The organism is Brenneria izbisi, assembly GCF_025840185.1.
Taxonomy (GTDB): domain Bacteria; phylum Pseudomonadota; class Gammaproteobacteria; order Enterobacterales; family Enterobacteriaceae; genus Brenneria; species Brenneria izbisi.
This window is the reverse complement of record NZ_JAMPJU010000003.1, coordinates 339470-356292: the sequence shown is the minus strand read 5'-3', so window position 1 is coordinate 356292 and position 16823 is coordinate 339470. Positions and strand designations below refer to the sequence as shown.

Annotated in this window: 11 protein-coding genes; 1 reads left to right on the top strand and 10 read right to left on the bottom strand. The window is 53.5% G+C overall.

Translation table 11 applies throughout. The annotated features are described in order from the left end of the window. Positions 1 to 39 precede the first annotated feature (39 nt). The 7 genes from bglB to rlmD all read right to left on the bottom strand — a co-directional run bounded on the left by bglB (position 40) and on the right by rlmD (position 10849). Positions 40 to 1179 carry a beta-galactosidase BglB gene (bglB, locus tag NC856_RS06680; protein ID WP_264089641.1) on the bottom strand — a complete coding sequence of 380 codons (1140 nt, stop codon included), beginning with the start codon at positions 1177 to 1179 and terminating at the stop codon, positions 40 to 42. Positions 1180 to 1223: 44 nt separating this feature from the next. Next, positions 1224 to 2783 (bottom strand): MFS transporter, encoded by a 1560-nt coding sequence (locus NC856_RS06675; protein ID WP_264089640.1) that lies wholly within the window; start codon positions 2781 to 2783, stop codon positions 1224 to 1226. Between the two features lie 406 nt (positions 2784 to 3189). Further along, on the bottom strand, positions 3190 to 4485 hold the full coding sequence (gene eno, locus NC856_RS06670) for a phosphopyruvate hydratase (RefSeq protein ID WP_113868108.1): 1296 nt from the start codon (positions 4483 to 4485) through the stop codon (positions 3190 to 3192). Between the two features lie 82 nt (positions 4486 to 4567). Then, positions 4568 to 6205: a glutamine hydrolyzing CTP synthase gene (pyrG, locus tag NC856_RS06665; protein WP_264089639.1), complete on the bottom strand. Its 1638-nt coding sequence runs from the start codon at positions 6203 to 6205 to the stop codon at positions 4568 to 4570. Between the two features lie 226 nt (positions 6206 to 6431). After that, positions 6432 to 7229, bottom strand: a complete 798-nt coding sequence (gene mazG, locus NC856_RS06660) for a nucleoside triphosphate pyrophosphohydrolase (RefSeq protein WP_264089638.1) — start codon at positions 7227 to 7229, stop codon at positions 6432 to 6434. 12 nt (positions 7230 to 7241) lie between these two features. Next, positions 7242 to 9473 carry a GTP diphosphokinase gene (gene relA / locus NC856_RS06655; RefSeq protein ID WP_264089637.1) on the bottom strand — a complete coding sequence of 744 codons (2232 nt, stop codon included), beginning with the start codon at positions 9471 to 9473 and terminating at the stop codon, positions 7242 to 7244. Between the two features lie 14 nt (positions 9474 to 9487). After that, complete coding sequence (rlmD, locus tag NC856_RS06650; RefSeq protein ID WP_264089636.1) at positions 9488 to 10849, bottom strand: 23S rRNA (uracil(1939)-C(5))-methyltransferase RlmD; 1362 nt, start codon at positions 10847 to 10849, stop codon at positions 9488 to 9490. A gap of 134 nt (positions 10850 to 10983) precedes the next feature. Here rlmD and barA point away from each other — a divergent pair, with 134 nt between their 5' ends. Continuing rightward, entirely contained in the window at positions 10984 to 13773 is a 2790-nt protein-coding gene (gene barA / locus NC856_RS06645) for a two-component sensor histidine kinase BarA (protein WP_264089635.1), read from the top strand. A gap of 29 nt (positions 13774 to 13802) precedes the next feature. On the opposite strand, the gene NC856_RS06640 is transcribed toward barA, so the two are convergent. From NC856_RS06640 to garL, 3 genes are all read right to left on the bottom strand, one after another. Next, on the bottom strand, positions 13803 to 14945 hold the full coding sequence (locus NC856_RS06640; RefSeq protein ID WP_264089634.1) for a glycerate kinase: 1143 nt from the start codon (positions 14943 to 14945) through the stop codon (positions 13803 to 13805). A gap of 151 nt (positions 14946 to 15096) precedes the next feature. Then, positions 15097 to 15987 (bottom strand): 2-hydroxy-3-oxopropionate reductase, encoded by an 891-nt coding sequence (garR, locus tag NC856_RS06635; RefSeq protein ID WP_264089691.1) that lies wholly within the window; start codon positions 15985 to 15987, stop codon positions 15097 to 15099. Positions 15988 to 16043: 56 nt separating this feature from the next. After that, positions 16044 to 16814 (bottom strand): 2-dehydro-3-deoxyglucarate aldolase, encoded by a 771-nt coding sequence (gene garL, locus NC856_RS06630; protein ID WP_264089633.1) that lies wholly within the window; start codon positions 16812 to 16814, stop codon positions 16044 to 16046. Positions 16815 to 16823 lie beyond the last annotated feature (9 nt).

Here is a 16823-nt window from a genome sequence, read left to right as displayed (position 1 = left end):
TTACTGCGCAGGGCGCCTTCAAGCTGTGCTGCGCAATGATTACAGATAAACCCGCAGATATTCCGACAGGCAAAGGATTGCCATCGCTTGTCCGTAAGGCATGGAGGTCAACGGGATCTGACGGTAGTAATCCAAATCCTGCCCCATCGCCGTGCCGAATGACACCTGAACCAGTTCTCCTTCGGTATTCACGTTGCCAATCACGCCGCGGATCGCTTTTTCCGCCACCGACGCATAGCATGTATCCACATAGCGCTTACGCACCGCTTTCAGAATACCGTAAGCAAAACCGGCTGTTGCCGAGCTTTCAAGATATGACGCGGGATCATCGAGCAGCGTATGCCACAGACCGCTATCGTCCTGATATTTCGCCAACGCGTCGATCTGGCTTTCCAGCACCTGCAATAGAAAACGGCGCGTGGCATTCTGTTCCGGCAATTCCAACAGTTCGATAAACTCAGGGATGGCGACGGTCAGCCAACTGTTGCCACGCGCCCAACGCGCCTGGGCAAAGTTATGTTTCCCCTCAAATGTCCAGCCGTGGAACCACAAACCGCTTTCACGATCCATCAGATACTGGACATGCAGCAGAAATTGATAAGTGGCCTCTTCCACAAATTCAGGGCGGTTCAACAGCTTGCCGATTTTTGCCAGCGGCAACACGCTCATCATCAGCGTGTCGTCCCACATTTGCTCCGTATTTTCATTGTTATAAACAATGTGTTGCAGGCCCTGCTTTTGCGTGCGCGGCATGTCGTACATCACCCACTCGGCCCAGCGCTCCAGATAAGGCAGCCAACGGGCATCGCGCGTCTCTTCATAACGATAAGCCAGCGTCAGGAACGGACAAACGGTGTTGACGTTCTTGGTCGGCGTGCCTTCATCCAGACGCGCGCTAAACCAGTCATCGATGATGGCCCGCATCCGCTGATCGCCGGTTTGCTGGTAGTACTGATAAATACCGTACAAACCGATGCCATGCGTCCATTCCCAACCCGCCCAGCCTTTGGTATCAATTACCCGGCCATCATCCAGCCGCAACAAAAATTCACCGGTTTTATCCTCAATACTCACCAGATTATGAGTAATACGGCCAATCAGCGCTTTCAACTCCTCGCGGGAGATGAAATGTTCTGGCTGACGTAACAGCGGGCTATGTTTTACACTGAATACAGTCATAGTCATTCATCCAATTTTATTTATCATTCAAAAGCTTAAAATATTCATGGTTGGGTAACGCGGGTGATGGGATCATTGGCCTTATTGCGGTTCAGGTAGCCAATATTATTATTGCCCCACAGCGACTCATACGGCATCCCGGCCAGCATTTCGACCACCACGCGCGCTTCGGGCGTAAGTCGCTCAGGAACCGGGCGTCCGGCTTCACGCATCTTCTGCGTTTCTTCGCGTAATACGCTATGTGTCTGAAGGTTGAGTTTGAAGCGCAGGGAAACCAGGAATCCTACCGCCAGCACGCCCACCGTGCCGAAGCTCAGGATCATCAGAATCGTATGGCTGACCTCCGGCGACTGCACGCTCTGCCCGGACACAAAACCGGACAGTTGCAATACCACGCCCACCAGCATCACCGCACCGGCCTGTGAAGCCTTACGGGTCAGCGTCATGATGCCGGCAAAGATGCCTTCACGACGCTGTGCGGTGATCACTTCATCCACATCAGCGATATAAGTGTACGTGTTCCACGGTACGTAGTTGATCCCGCCCCGGCCTAATCCCGCCAGCGCGGAAATCAATAGCAACAGCGAGAAGGCATCATGCAGATTGCTATACCACAGAAGGGAATAAGAGATGGCGCTCAGTCCGAACAGGCACACCACCAAACGATAAGATGGCGCGGGGCCGAAACGGATACACAGCGGGATCATGCCGATAACGGCAATAAATTGCAGGATCGCCATGGTGCCCATCAGGTTGGACGCCACCGTCGGGCTTTGCATCAGTACAAAGACCACATAGTAAGTGAAGACGGCGTTGAACACGTCCTGCGCAATATAACCGCCCAGATACATCCCCAGATGCTGACGGAAAATACGGATACGCAATGTAGACAACAACTCGACATTCAACCGTTTCAGGCTATCGACCAGCGACAGGGACTGGCGCTCTTTTTCCGCCCGCCGCGAGGCTTCCGACATTTGATCGCGTGGTCGCTCCCAGGTGAAGAGATAGACCAGCGTCAGCACCGCCGCGCAGATAATCGAAAACACCAGGCTGGAATAGAAGAACGACACCGCATTGTCTTTACCAAAATAGCCCAGCAGGATCCCTGGTAAAAACGCCGCCAGGATCGCGGACAACTGAGCCAACGCGATACGCGCGCCGGAGAATTTGGTTTTCTGTTTGAAATCGTCGGTCATCTCCGGCACCAGCGTTTCATACGGCACCAGCACCATGGTGTACACGATGTCAAACAGCAGGTAGGTCAGCAGATAGTACCAATATCCCATGTCGCCGACCCACATGAAGCTGTAGCTGAAGACACAGGGGATACCAAGCAGAATGAAAAATTTACGCCGACCAAAACGCTTACCCAGCCAGGTCGAACCGAAGTTATCAGTCAGGAAGCCCATTAACGGACTGACGACGGCATCCAGTACGCGGGCCATCGCAAAAATAAAGGTTGCTTCAATCGGCGTTAAGCCACAAAACGTGGTGTAAAAGTAGAGTAACCAGGCGGCCGTCAGCGCGGTGGTGCCTGCCCCAAGAAAGTCGCCCGAGCCATAGGCTAAGTAATTAGCCAACCCGATCTTACGTGTTTTCATACCCATCCTTCCTCGGTCATTGTATTTATGAAGGTGTTATGGCGGGTAGGAAGCGCTGTATCTCACTGCTTGCAAGTTGGCAGATGTCCTGCCGCCATTGCAGTTAAGGTAACGTTCGGCTTTCCCGAAAACCTTTGTACTTTTGCCACCGGATGCCGCTCACTGGCATCCCAGGGAAGAATGACCCGATCGGCTTCAAAGATTTTATAAAAAACGATTTTAACTTAAGAAAACCCCTGGTTCGTTTATGACGATCACAGGATAGACGGCGGGATATAAGGACTGGAAAAGGTAAGAGCGGAAGAACGCCGGACATAAAAAAATCCAGAAGCGATCTAACGCTTCTGGATTCATTGGTCAATCACGCTATGCGTAAGTCAGTTCTGACTCACGCAACATACCGCAATTATTGACCTTTCACTTCTTTCAGACCGTTGAACGGCGCACGGTTGCCCAGCGCTTCTTCAATACGGATCAGTTGGTTGTATTTGGCAACACGGTCAGAACGGCTCATGGAACCGGTTTTGATCTGACCTGCCGCCGTACCTACCGCCAGATCTGCGATGGTGGCATCTTCGGTTTCACCGGAACGGTGAGAGATTACCGCCGTGTAACCCGCATCTTTCGCCATCTTAATGGCAGCCAGCGTTTCGGTCAGAGAACCAATCTGGTTGAATTTGATCAGGATTGAGTTGGCGATGCCTTTATCGATACCTTCTTTCAGGATCTTGGTGTTAGTGACGAACAGATCGTCGCCAACCAGTTGAATTTTGTCGCCCAACACTTTGGTCTGGTAAGCAAAACCGTCCCAGTCAGACTCGTCCAGGCCGTCTTCGATAGAAACGATCGGATATTGTTTGGTCAGATCTTCCAGGAAATGAGTGAATTCTTCAGAGGTGAACGCTTTGTTGCCTTCGCCGGCCAGAACATATTTGCCGTCTTTGTAGAATTCAGATGCCGCGCAGTCCATCGCCAGTGTGATGTCTTTGCCCAGTTCGTAACCCGCCGCTTTCACCGCTTCAGCGATAACAGCCAGCGCTTCGGCGTTGGAACCCAGATTAGGCGCGTAGCCGCCTTCATCACCCACAGCCGTGTTCATACCTTTGGATTTCAGCACTTTAGCCAGGTTGTGGAAAACCTCAGAGCCCATACGGATGGCTTCTTTAACGGTTTTCGCGCCAACAGGCTGAATCATGAATTCCTGAATATCGACGTTGTTATCCGCATGCTCGCCGCCGTTGATGATGTTCATCATCGGCAGAGGCATGGAGTATTTGCCTGGGGTGCCGTTCAGTTCGGCGATGTGTTCATACAATGGTTGGCCTTTGGATGCCGCTGCTGCTTTGGCGTTAGCCAGAGAAACCGCCAGAATCGCGTTGGCGCCGAATTTGGATTTATTTTCCGTGCCATCCAGATCGATCATGATTTTATCAATGTTCGCCTGATCTTTCGCGTCTTTACCCAGAACCGCGTCGGCAATCGGGCCGTTAACCGCGGCAACCGCTTTGGTCACGCCTTTGCCCAGAAAACGAGATTTGTCGCCGTCGCGCAGTTCCAGCGCTTCACGAGAGCCGGTGGAAGCCCCTGACGGCGCCGCAGCCAGACCGACAAAACCACCTTCCAGATGAACTTCCGCTTCAACAGTCGGATTTCCGCGTGAGTCGATGATTTCACGGCCAATGACTTTAACAATTTTGGACATTAGATTTTCCTCAGTACAAGTTAAACTAAAACCTCAGACGAACAACGCGCCATCCTGAGATCGCGCGTTGCTGACAAAATCCTTACTTCATCTGACGCTTTTGATAGGCGCCAGCGGCTTTAACAAAGCCGGCAAACAAGGGATGTCCATCACGCGGCGTTGATGTGAATTCCGGGTGGAACTGACAGGCAACGAACCAAGGATGATCCGGCAACTCGATAATTTCCACCAGTCGGCGGTCGGCGGAAAGACCAGCAACCCGTAATCCCGCCGCTTCAATCGGTTTCAACAGCATGTTGTTGACTTCATAACGGTGGCGGTGACGTTCAATGATCGTCTGCTCGCCGTAAAGCTGACGAACCAGGCTGCCTTCGGTCAGATGACATTGCTGCCCGCCGACGCGCATGGTTCCTCCCAGATCGCTCGCTTCATCACGCACTTCAATGTTGCCGTTTTCATCGCGCCATTCCGTGATCAACGCAACCACCGGGTATTTACAGTCTGGCATAAACTCTGTTGAGTTTGCCTGATCCATGCCGGCAACGTTACGGGCAAATTCCATTAATGCGACCTGCATCCCCAGGCAAATGCCCAGATAAGGGACATTATTTTCGCGCGCATAGCGCGCCGTCATGATTTTGCCTTCAACGCCGCGGTAGCCGAAACCGCCGGGGATCAGGATAGCATCCAGATCTTTGAGCACTTCCACGCCGCGTGTTTCCACATCCTGCGAGTCAATAAGCTTGATATTCACCGTCAGACGATTTTTCAGGCCGCCGTGCTTCAATGCTTCGATTACCGATTTGTAAGCATCCGGCAGAGCGACATATTTGCCTACCATCCCGATGGTGACTTCGCCGCCCGGATTCGCTTCTTCGTAAACCACCTGCTCCCATTCTGACAGGTCAGCTTCGGGACAGTTCAAGCTGAATCGTTTACAAATATAATCGTCCAGGCCCTGAGATTTCAATAGCGACGGGATTTTATAAATGGAATCAATGTCTTTAAGGGAGATTACTGCTTTTTCCGGCACATTACAAAATAAAGCAATTTTTGCACGCTCATTAGCGGGTACGGTGCGATCGGAACGGCAAATCAGCACATCCGGCTGAATACCAATGGAAAGCAGTTCTTTTACCGAGTGCTGAGTGGGTTTGGTTTTCACTTCCCCCGCCGCCGCCAGATAAGGCACCAGCGTCAAATGCATGAACAACGTATGTTCGCGACCAACCTCCACCGCCATTTGCCGAATCGCTTCAAGGAACGGCAGCGATTCGATATCCCCTACCGTTCCGCCGATTTCAACCAGCACCACGTCATGACCTTCGCCGCCTTCCAGAATGCGTTCTTTGATGGCATTGGTGATATGGGGAATAACCTGAATGGTGGCGCCCAGATAATCGCCGCGGCGCTCTTTACGCAACACGTCGGAGTAGATCCGGCCAGTGGTGAAGTTATTGCGGCGCGACATCTTGGTGCGAATGAAACGCTCGTAGTGGCCCAGGTCAAGATCGGTTTCGGCGCCATCTTCGGTGACAAACACTTCGCCGTGTTGCGTCGGGCTCATCGTGCCCGGATCCACGTTGATATACGGGTCCAGTTTCATGATGGTAACGTTGAGGCCACGGGCTTCAAGAATAGCCGCTAGAGAGGCTGCGGCAATGCCTTTACCCAGAGAGGAAACGACCCCGCCGGTCACAAAAATATAATTAGTTGTCATGCTGAACCTGAGAGTTTAGGTTTAAGGACGATGGAAGAACCAAGACGGGAAAGTAGTATACCGGAACCTGTTGAACGCCACAAATGTTCGTTTTACTCATTATGGCGATCCCAACCCTCAGGCCGTAGGGGACTAACCCCGCTACTCAATATTGAATAACTGATTTAAAATCATTTAACTATCATAATAAAGCCGAAAAAATAGTGCTTTGACGAAAAAAAAACGGTCAATGCGTATTTTCCAGTGCTTTTACTTTTTGCCACGCGGCTTCCATTTCTTCCAGCGACGCCTGTTCCAGCGTTTTACCGGATGCATTAACTATCTGTTCTACCTGACGAAAACGGCGGGTGAATTTGCGATTGGCCGCCTGCAACGCGCGCTCGGCCTTATGCCCCAGATGACGAGAAAGATTGACTGTAGCGAACAATAAATCGCCAATTTCCTCACCCAGTTTCTCTTCATCGACAACGGCTTGCCGCGCTTCATGCATGACTTCCTCGATCTCTTCATACACTTTGTCGACCACCGGCCCCAGACTGTTCCAATCGAACCCCACTGACGCACAACGCTGCTGAATTTTTTGTGCTTTCATCAAGGCTGGTAAAGCATCGGGAATATCGTCCAACGGGGAATGACGATCTTTTTCCGCACGCTCTTGCGCTTTGGTCTGCTCCCAATTCACCAACACCGCCTCGCTGTCAGCGAGATCGGCATCAGCGAAAATATGCGGATGGCGACGTTCCAGTTTGTCGCTGATGGCATCGCAAACGTCGGAAAAATCGAACAATCCTTGTTCCTGCGCCATCTGCGCGTAAAACACCACCTGAAAAAGCAGATCGCCCAGTTCACCACGCAGATCATCAAAATCCTTGCGGCTGATGGCATCCAGCACTTCGTAAGTTTCTTCCAGTGTGTAAGACGTGATGGTGTCAAAGGTCTGTTTGCGATCCCACGGACAACCCTGCTCAGGATCGCGCAGGGTTTTCATGATGGAAAGCAGGCGTTCAATAGCAGATACCGTCATCGTGTTCTCCACTCATCCTCCTTGCTGGCGGCGGGCATCAATCACGTCCGGCAGTTGGTTGAGTTTGGCTAATACGCGGCCCAAAATCTGCAAATTGTAGATCTCTATATCCATGTCGATGGTCGCCAGTTGCTGTTTAGTATCGCTGCGGCTTGCCACGCCCAGCACGTTGACTTTCTCATTCGCCAGAATGGTGGTGATGTCACGCAGCAGACCACTGCGATCATTGGCTATCACCCTCACCACCAGCGAATAGCCGCTTGAGTAGCTTTCGCCCCACACCGCATCCACAATACGCTCCGGCGCGTTGCCGCGCAGATCGTCCAGTTGTTCGCAGTCGGCGCGGTGAATGGAAATTCCCCGCCCGCGGGTAATGAATCCGATAATCTCATCACCCGGTATCGGCTGGCAGCAGCGGGCAATGTGATGCATCAGATTGCCTACGCCCTCAACCACCACGCGGCCATTATCTTTACTGCGTGTTGCCGACTGCTGGGATTTTTGCGTCAGTTGACGCAACGCTTCGCGATCCTGCTCTTCGGCGCTGGGCTGGTTAAGCTGCGATTGTAGGAAGTTAATCAGTTGGTTGAGGCGCACGTCGCCGCCGCCAATCCCCGCCAACAGATCATCCAGCGAGTTCACGTTATAACGCGGCAACAATAGCTTTTCCGCCGCCTTGAGGCTAATGCCCAGATGCTCAAGTTCACTGTCCAGGATCTGCCGGCCAGCCAGTATGTTCTTGTCGCGATCCTGCTTGCGGAACCAGTTATGAATCTTCGAGCGCCCGCGGCTGGTGGTGATATATCCCAGATTGGGATTCAACCAGTCGCGGCTTGGATTCGGCTGCTTCTGCGTGATAACTTCGATCTGATCGCCCATCTGCAACTGATAGGTAAAGGGTACGATGCGCCCGCCGATTTTCGCGCCGATGCAGCGGTGGCCAATATCGCTGTGTATATGATAGGCGAAATCCAGCGGCGTCGATCCGGCGGGCAGATCCACCACATCGCCTTTGGGCGTGAACACATACACGCGATCGTCAAACACCTGACTACGAACTTCATCCAGCACTTCATCGGAATCCGCCATCTCTTCCTGCCACGCAATCAGCTTGCGCAGCCAGGCGATGCGGCCTTCGTAGCCGGAGCGTCCGCCGACCACCGTGCCTTCTTTGTATTTCCAGTGGGCGGCAACCCCCAGTTCGGCATCTTCATGCATTTGGCGGGTACGGATCTGGATCTCCAGAGTTTTGCCGCCCGGCCCCAACACCACGGTATGAATGGACTGATAACCATTCGGTTTCGGGTTGGCGACATAGTCGTCAAACTCATCCGGCAGATGACGGTAATGGGTATGCACAATGCCCAACGCACCGTAGCAATCCTGCAAGCGTTCCACCACGATGCGCACCGCGCGCACATCGAACAGTTCGTCGAACGACAGGGATTTTTTCTGCATCTTGCGCCAGATGCTGTAGATGTGCTTCGGACGGCCATAGATTTCCGCCTGTACGCTTTCTTCTTTCATCGCATTGCGCAGCGTTTTAACGAAATCATCAATGTACTGCTCGCGATCGATACGGCGTTCGTGCAGCAACGTGGCGATACGTTTGTACTCCTCGGGATGCAGATAGCGGAAACAGAAATCCTCCAATTCCCACTTAAGCTGACCAATCCCCAGCCGGTTGGCCAACGGCGCATAGATATTGGTGCACTCTTTGGCCGCCAGCACCCGTTCTTCTTCGGGCGCATCCTTCAGTTCACGCAGGTGTGCGATTCGTTCGGCAAGTTTGATGACCACACAGCGGAAATCCTCCACCATCGCCAGCAACATCCGACGAATGTTATCCACCTGTTCAGAAGCAACCGAATCATGCTGCGTCGCCTTCAGTTGGCGGATTGCATCCATATCGCGCACACCATGCACCAGTTCTACGATATTTTTACCAAATCGTTCCTGTAGCGTGGCTTCATCCACCACATTGGCATCGGCCAGAGGGAACAACATGGCAGCACGCATGCTGTCATTGTCCATACTCAGCGTGGAAAGAATTTCCACCATTTCGATACCGCGCCATAGCAACAGCAACGCATTGGGATGGTCTTGCGTTTGCTGTTCACAATAGCGCCAGGTTTCGGCTAAACGTTCACATGACTGTTGACTGGCAATACCAAGCGAAGCAATCCACGCGTCAGGCACGAATTCACCAGCCATGTTCAAATGCGCACTTCTTACCGCAACCATAATCTCTCCCTACGTTACCGACTGCCAGAGCCGTGCAAAAACAGTGCCATCGACTCTAGGTGTCCGGTATGTGGAAACATATCCAGCATCGCGACATTCGCCAGCCGATAACCGGCGGCAAGCAATATTTTACTGTCACGCGCCAGCGTCGTGGGGTTACAGGAAACATAAACCACACGTTGCGGCGCAAGCCTGACAATTTGCTTCATGACGCCTGCGGCGCCGGCGCGTGCCGGATCAAGTAATATTTTATCAAAACCCTGGGCTGCCCAGGGCTGCTGAGTGACATCATCGTCAAGATTTTGGTGAAAAAATGTGACATTGCCCAGCGCGTTGCGGCGGGCGTTCTCGCGCCCCTTCTCCACCAGCGCCATCACGCCTTCCACGCCAACAACGCAGGCTGCCCGCTGCGCCAGCGGCAGCGTAAAATTGCCCATGCCGCAGAACAAGTCCAATATTCTATCCTGTGGCTGCACATCCAGCCAGGCCAGCGCTTGCGCGACCATCTGCTGATTCACCGCATCATTGACCTGAATAAAATCCCGCGGGCTGAAGGTCAGATCCATGCCGGCAATCTGATACACCGGGGGTTCTCCGGCAAGGCGCGCCAGCGATTGCGCATCGGGCGCCAGATAAACCGCCAGAGCCTGTCGCTGCGCGAAATCACGCAGCGCCTGCGTATCGGCGTGACTCAACGGATCGAGGTGGCGCAATACCATCAGCGGCCCGTTATCCGCCAGAACCAGTTCGACATGCCCCAATCGCTTAGCCGCTTGCAGGCGACCCAGACAGTCACGCAGCGGCAGCAACAGGCTTTCCAGTTCCGGGCGTAAGATCGGACAGGCGTTAATGTCCACCAGATCGTGGGAACCAGACTGTCGATACCCCATAATCAGCCGTTGCTGTTTTCCCTGAGGCTGTTTTCCTTGAGACTGTTTTCCTTGAAAATAGTATAACGCAAGCCGGGTGCGCCGCCGGTAGGCATAAGCAGGGCCGGCGATCGTCGTCACTGGCAGTGAAGCCTCATCCATGTCATGGGACATCATGCGCCGCAACGCCGACGCTTTACTGCGCTGCTGCAATGCGATATCGGCATGTTGTTGCTGACAACCGCCACAGGTAGTGAAATGCGGACACCGCGGTTGAACGCGTTCAGCGCTGGGCGACAGAAGGCGTATTAGTTTAGCATGAGCGAACTGGCGCTTTTCTTCGGTTAGCTGGATTTCCGCCCGCTCTCCCGGCAAGACACCCGTCACAAAAATGGTTTTGCCCTGATGCCGCGCCACCCCTTGCCCAAAAGGATCGAGGGAGTCCACCGTCACGGTAAGCATTTGCCGGGTCGTCACGCGCCGGTTTGGAGAGTAGAATTGCGCCATAGTTTACAATCGTTTTTTCAGTACCATAATTTTACACGTTATCTACCCACTTGATTTCACGTTGCAGGCGCGATACATCTGCAATTTACAAAATAACGGGTAAGCCGGGCTTAATTCTCCCACATTGGAACCTCATGACCAAATACAGTCTGCGCGCGCGTATGCTAATCATGATTCTGGCACCGACATTAATCATCGGGCTGCTGCTCAGTGCCTTTTTCGTCATACAGCGCTATAACCAACTCCAGACTCAACTGACCGAGTTCGGCACCACCATCATTGAACCGCTGGCCATCACCAGCGCCTATGCCATTACGCAGAAACAACAGAAAACCATCCAGCCGCTGATTAATACCATCCACCGGAGTCATTCCACCACGATTCGAACCATCAGCGTATTTAATGAAAAAAACCAACTGCTGGCCAGCACCAACATTCGCCATAATAATTTACTGATGTCGTCGATAAATGACGTCCCCTTCTATCATGGTCTGCACCAACATTCGTCTGAAAATTTTCTGATCCTGCACATGCCCATCATCGCCGATAGTGAAATTACTATCGGCACTGTCACACCGCCCATCCACGATATAATTAAGCCGATCGGCTATATCGTCATCGAATTGGACATCACGGCGCTAAAACTCCAGCAATATCAAGAGATTTTCGTTGCCGTTCTTCTACTGCTGCTTTGTCTGGCGATTGCGGTGCTGTTTGCCTACCACTTGATGCGGGACGTAACCGCACCGATCCGCAATATGGTTGAAACGGTCGATCGAATCCGACGCGGACAACTGGACAGCCGGGTGGAAGGCCATATGTTGGGCGAACTCGATATGCTGAAAAACGGCATCAACTCCATGGCGATGTCATTGACCGCCTATCACGAGGAAATGCAGCAGAATATCGATCAGGCGACATCCGATTTGCGTGAGACGCTGGAGCAGATGGAGATCCAGAATGTGGAACTGGATATCGCCAAAAAACGCGCTCAGGAAGCGGCGCGTATTAAATCCGAATTTCTGGCCAACATGTCGCATGAGCTCAGAACACCGCTGAACGGGGTGATCGGCTTTACCCGCCAGACATTGAAAACGCCGCTGAATAACACGCAAACTGATTATCTGCGCACCATTGAGCGCTCCGCCAACAACCTGCTGAACATCATCAACGATGTGCTGGATTTCTCAAAACTGGACGCGGGCAAACTGGCGCTGGAGCATATTCCGTTTTCGCTGCACGACACGCTGGATGAAGTCGTGGTGCTGCTGGCTCATACCGCCCACGAAAAAGGTCTGGAACTGACGCTGGATATTCAGAACGATATCCCGGAACAGTTTATCGGCGATCCGTTACGCATTCAGCAAATCATCACCAACCTGCTGGGCAACGCGATTAAATTCACCGAACAGGGCAACATTGATATCCGGGTGGAGAAACGCCGACAGGAACACAACGAAGTCCACTTGGAAATTCAAATCCGCGACACCGGAATCGGTATTGCCAAAACACAGCAGGCACAGCTGTTTCAGGCTTTCCGTCAGGCCGATACCAGCATTTCCCGACGTCATGGCGGTACAGGGCTTGGTCTGGTGATTACCCAACGGCTGGTCAAAGAGATGGGCGGCGATATCAGTTTCCAGAGCCAGATGAATCAGGGATCGGCTTTCTGGTTCCATATCAGTTTGCCGCTGGATCCGCATGCGACGCCAGCCCAGCCGGTTTACCGGCTATTGCACGGCAAACATCTGGCTTATGTTGAAGGTAACCCGTCGGCGGCGCAGGCCACGCTGAACATTCTTGGTCAGACGCCGTTGACGGTCAGCTACAGTCCGACGCTGGAACAGCTTCCCGAAGAGGCATTCGATATTATGTTGCTCGGCATTCCGGTGCATTACCGCAACACCCTGATGGACTATACGCCGAAGTTGCGCGATGTCTGCCGTCGCGCGCCCTGTGTCATTCTGGCCCTGCCCAGCCTGGCGCAAATGGATGCGGAACAACTCAAGCGCTTTGGCGTTCACGCCTGCCTGAGCAAACCTCTCTCGTCGACGCGTTTATTGCCGCTGCTGCAAGATAGTTCCCTGTTTCAATCGTCACTGCTATCGGAAAATACGCCGCCGGTTGGAGAGCAGACAGCGCATGCGCTCCGGCTGCCACTGAACGTGATGGCGGTGGATGACAATCCGGCCAACCTGAAACTGATCGGCGCCTTGCTGCAAGAGCAGGTCGAACAAATTATTCTCTGCGAAAACGGCGCCGACGCCATCGAGCAGGCTAAACGTCAGGAAATCGACATCATACTCATGGATATCCAGATGCCGGAAATGGACGGTATCCGCACCAGCGAACTGATCCGCCAGTTGCCCAACCATATAGAAACCCCGATCGTCGCGGTTACCGCGCACACCCTGGATGACGACCGCGAGCATCTGCTGCAAGCAGGAATGGATGATTATCTGGCCAAGCCGATCGACGAGCAGATGCTAAGAAATGTACTGATCCGGTATGCGCATATTGAAGAGACGACGCCGCCGCTTGATGAACATGATAAGAGCCAGTTATCGCTGGACTGGACGCTGGCGCAGCGTCAGGCCGCCAATAAGCCCCAGTTGGCGCACGATCTGTTACAGATGCTGCTGGATTTTCTGCCGGAAGTCCGTTGCAGAGTTGAAGACGTGTTAAACAATCAGTCTGACGACAACATCGTTGATTTAATTCATAAACTACACGGCAGTTGCAGTTATAGCGGCGTTCCACGCCTGAAAAGCATTTGCTGCTATCTGGAACAGCAGTTACGTCAAGGCGTTGATGCCAGTGAGTTGGAACCAGAGTGGCTGGAACTGCTAGATGAAATAGAAAACGTCATTGAAGCCGCGAATTTACATTTTCAGCATGTCTCCGCACGTGAGCAAGCGCTTTAGGCAAAGCGCTTGCCGCTGATCCTGACGCACTACGATAAATCTTTCGACAACTTGATAACAGCGGCAATATTACGCGCGGTCATCCGTACATTGTCTGCGGCATTATCCAATGCTTCCTCCAGCGAACAAATGTTGTACAGCACGCTGAATACGGCATCCAAACCGTGCTCATGAACCCCCCCCACATCCGCCGTCAGGCTGCCGGCAATGCCGATCACCGGTTTATCGTAACGTTTAGCCACCCGCGCCACACCAATCGGCACCTTGCCGTGGATCGTCTGGCTATCGATCCGGCCTTCACCGGTAATAACCAGAGTGGCGTCTCTGACCAGTTCATCCAGCCCCAGGGCCTCGGTTACGATCTCAATGCCCTGCCGTAATTCGGCGCCGCAGAAAGCCTGCAACGCCGCGCCCATGCCGCCAGCCGCGCCAGCGCCAGGCACCTGTTCAACGTCCATATCCAGATCACGACGGATCACTGCCGCATAATGTTTAAGGGCGTTGTCGAGTTGTTCGATCATCCCGGTCGTCGCGCCTTTCTGCGGACCAAATATCGCCGAGGCGCCCTGTTTCCCGGTTAGCGGATTGGTGACATCACAGGCCACTTCAAAGCGACAATCGTTAATGCGCGGGTCCAGTTCATGAATATCTATACTTGCCAGTTCATCAAGCGCGCCGCCGCCATAGCCAATCTGGTTACCGCTATCATTGAGCAGTCTGGCGCCCAGCGCCTGCGCCATTCCCGAACCGCCGTCATTGGTGGCGCTGCCGCCAATACCGATGATGCAATGTTTCACGCCATGATCCAATGCACAACGAATCAGTTCTCCCGTTCCGTAACTGGTGGTCAGCAATGGGTTGCGCTGTTGGGCGGGTACGCGCTCCAACCCGCTGGCCGCCGCCATCTCGATAAACGCCGTTTTCTCATCACCCGACAGGCCGAAAAACGCCTCGATCCTGTCCCCTAGCGGCCCCGTCACTTTTACCTGCACTATTTTGCCGTGTGTGGCCGCAACCATGGCCTCCACCGTCCCCTCGCCCCCATCGGCGACCGGCAGTTTGATGTAGCAGGCATCGGGAAAGATGTCACGAAATCCCTTTTCGATCTGAGTAGCCACTTCGTGTGCGGACAAGCTCTCTTTATAAGAATCCGGTGCGATAACTATTTTCATAAACCATCCGATATCAAAAACCATCCGATTTCATAAACGTTCCGATTGCATCAATAATTCGCGCGCTACTGAATCGGCGCTTATCAGAATGATTATCCTCAGCCAGACAAGTGCCGACGGCGCGCTTGTCTGGCTGGGAGCTCGTCACGATTTAGCGTGATACTTCCACTTTAGCCAATTTTTCATAGTAGCAGGCCAACGCACTGTGATCGGCGCTACCCAAATCATCCGCTTTCAATGCCTGCATCATCTCCATCACCGTGGCCGTCAGCGGCAGTTGCGCCCCCACGCCGTGTGACGTATCCAGCGCATTGGCCAGATCCTTGATATGCAAATCGATACGGAAACCCGGCTTGAAGTTGCGATCTAATACCATCGGCGCTTTGGCATCCAGCACGGTGCTGCCCGCCAGACCACCGCGGATCGCCTGATAAACCAGATCCGGGTTGACGCCGGCTTTGGTCGCCAGCACCAACGCTTCCGACATCGCCGCAATGTTCAACGCCACAATCACCTGATTCGCCAGTTTGGTCACGTTGCCCGCGCCGATATCGCCGGTGTGCACCACAGAACCAGCCATCGATTTCAGGATGTCGAAACAGCGGTCGAACTGCGCTTTATCGCCGCCGACCATGACCGACAGGGTGCCATCAATCGCTTTGGGTTCGCCGCCGCTGACCGGCGCATCCAGCATCGCGATCTCTTTTTCCGCCAACACGCAGGCGATCTCCCGGCTGGCGAGCGGCGCGATCGAACTCATGTCCACCACAATGCTGCCGGCGCGCGCGCCTTCGATAACGCCGTTTTCTCCCAGCACCACCTCTTTGACATGGGGAGAATTAGGCAACATGGTGATGATCACCTCACACTGTTCCGCCACCTGCCTTGGCGTTTGCGCGGCCAGTGCGCCTGCGGCGACAACCTCGGCGACGGCCTGCTGATTTCTGTCCATCACGACTAATGAGTAACCTGCTTGCAGCAGATTTTTACTCATCGGTTTTCCCATGATACCCAGTCCAATAAAACCAATTTTCATCGCTATAACCTCATTGTCTGATGTCTTGATCACTGCCGCTGTGCGCTTAACGCACAGCGGAGCTACGCTTTAAATTTGTCGCGCAACGCCTGTGTTGCGCCACGGAACACCCCCAGATCGCTGCCGACCGCCACGAAGGTCGCGCCCCATTCCAGATACCGGCGGGCATCGGCTTCCACCGGGGCCAAAATACCGCAAGGCTTGTGGTGCGCCGCGGCGCGTTCAAAGATATGACGGATAACCCGCTGGACTTCAGGATGGTTCGGCTGCCCCAGATACCCCAGCGCGGCGGACAGATCGCCCGGCCCGACAAAAATGCCGTCCACCCCGTCCACGGCGGCGATCTCATCCAGATTGTCCACGCCTTGCTGACTTTCAATCTGCACCATGACGGTAATGTGTTGGTTAATGGTCGCGAAGTAATCAGGTTCGGTACCGTAGCAGTTGCTACGATGCGCCACCGATACCCCGCGGATGCCGGCAGGCGGATAGCGGGTTGACGCCACCGCGCGAACGGCTTCCTCCTCGGATTCCACAAAGGGGATCAAAAAGTTATTGAAACCGATATCCAGCAAACGCTTGATGATGACCGGCTCATTACACGGCGGGCGAACCACTGGCGCGCTGTGGCTGCCTTGCAGCGCCATCAATTGCGGAATAAACGTCATGATATCGTTAGGCGCATGTTCGCCATCCAGTACCAGCCAGTCAAAACCCGCCAGCCCCAGCACTTCGGTGGTTATCGGATTCCCCAACGCGCACCAGCAGCCGATCAAAGTTTTTCCCTGCCGTAGATCCTGACGAAAACGGTTAGGTAACAACGGAGTCTTCATTTTTTATCC

Bases quoted from the DNA above. Each gene is read 5' to 3' on its own strand.
- bglB (WP_264089641.1), bottom strand. From the start codon at position 1,179: ATGACTGTATTCAGTGTAAAACATAGCCCGCTGTTACGTCAGCCAGAA.
- NC856_RS06675 (WP_264089640.1), bottom strand. From the start codon at position 2,783: ATGAAAACACGTAAGATCGGGTTGGCTAATTACTTAGCCTATGGCTCG.
- eno (WP_113868108.1), bottom strand. From the start codon at position 4,485: ATGTCCAAAATTGTTAAAGTCATTGGCCGTGAAATCATCGACTCACGC.
- pyrG (WP_264089639.1), bottom strand. From the start codon at position 6,205: ATGACAACTAATTATATTTTTGTGACCGGCGGGGTCGTTTCCTCTCTG.
- mazG (WP_264089638.1), bottom strand. From the start codon at position 7,229: ATGACGGTATCTGCTATTGAACGCCTGCTTTCCATCATGAAAACCCTG.
- relA (WP_264089637.1), bottom strand. From the start codon at position 9,473: ATGGTTGCGGTAAGAAGTGCGCATTTGAACATGGCTGGTGAATTCGTG.
- rlmD (WP_264089636.1), bottom strand. From the start codon at position 10,849: ATGGCGCAATTCTACTCTCCAAACCGGCGCGTGACGACCCGGCAAATG.
- barA (WP_264089635.1), top strand. From the start codon at position 10,984: ATGACCAAATACAGTCTGCGCGCGCGTATGCTAATCATGATTCTGGCA.
- NC856_RS06640 (WP_264089634.1), bottom strand. From the start codon at position 14,945: ATGAAAATAGTTATCGCACCGGATTCTTATAAAGAGAGCTTGTCCGCA.
- garL (WP_264089633.1), bottom strand. From the start codon at position 16,814: ATGAAGACTCCGTTGTTACCTAACCGTTTTCGTCAGGATCTACGGCAG.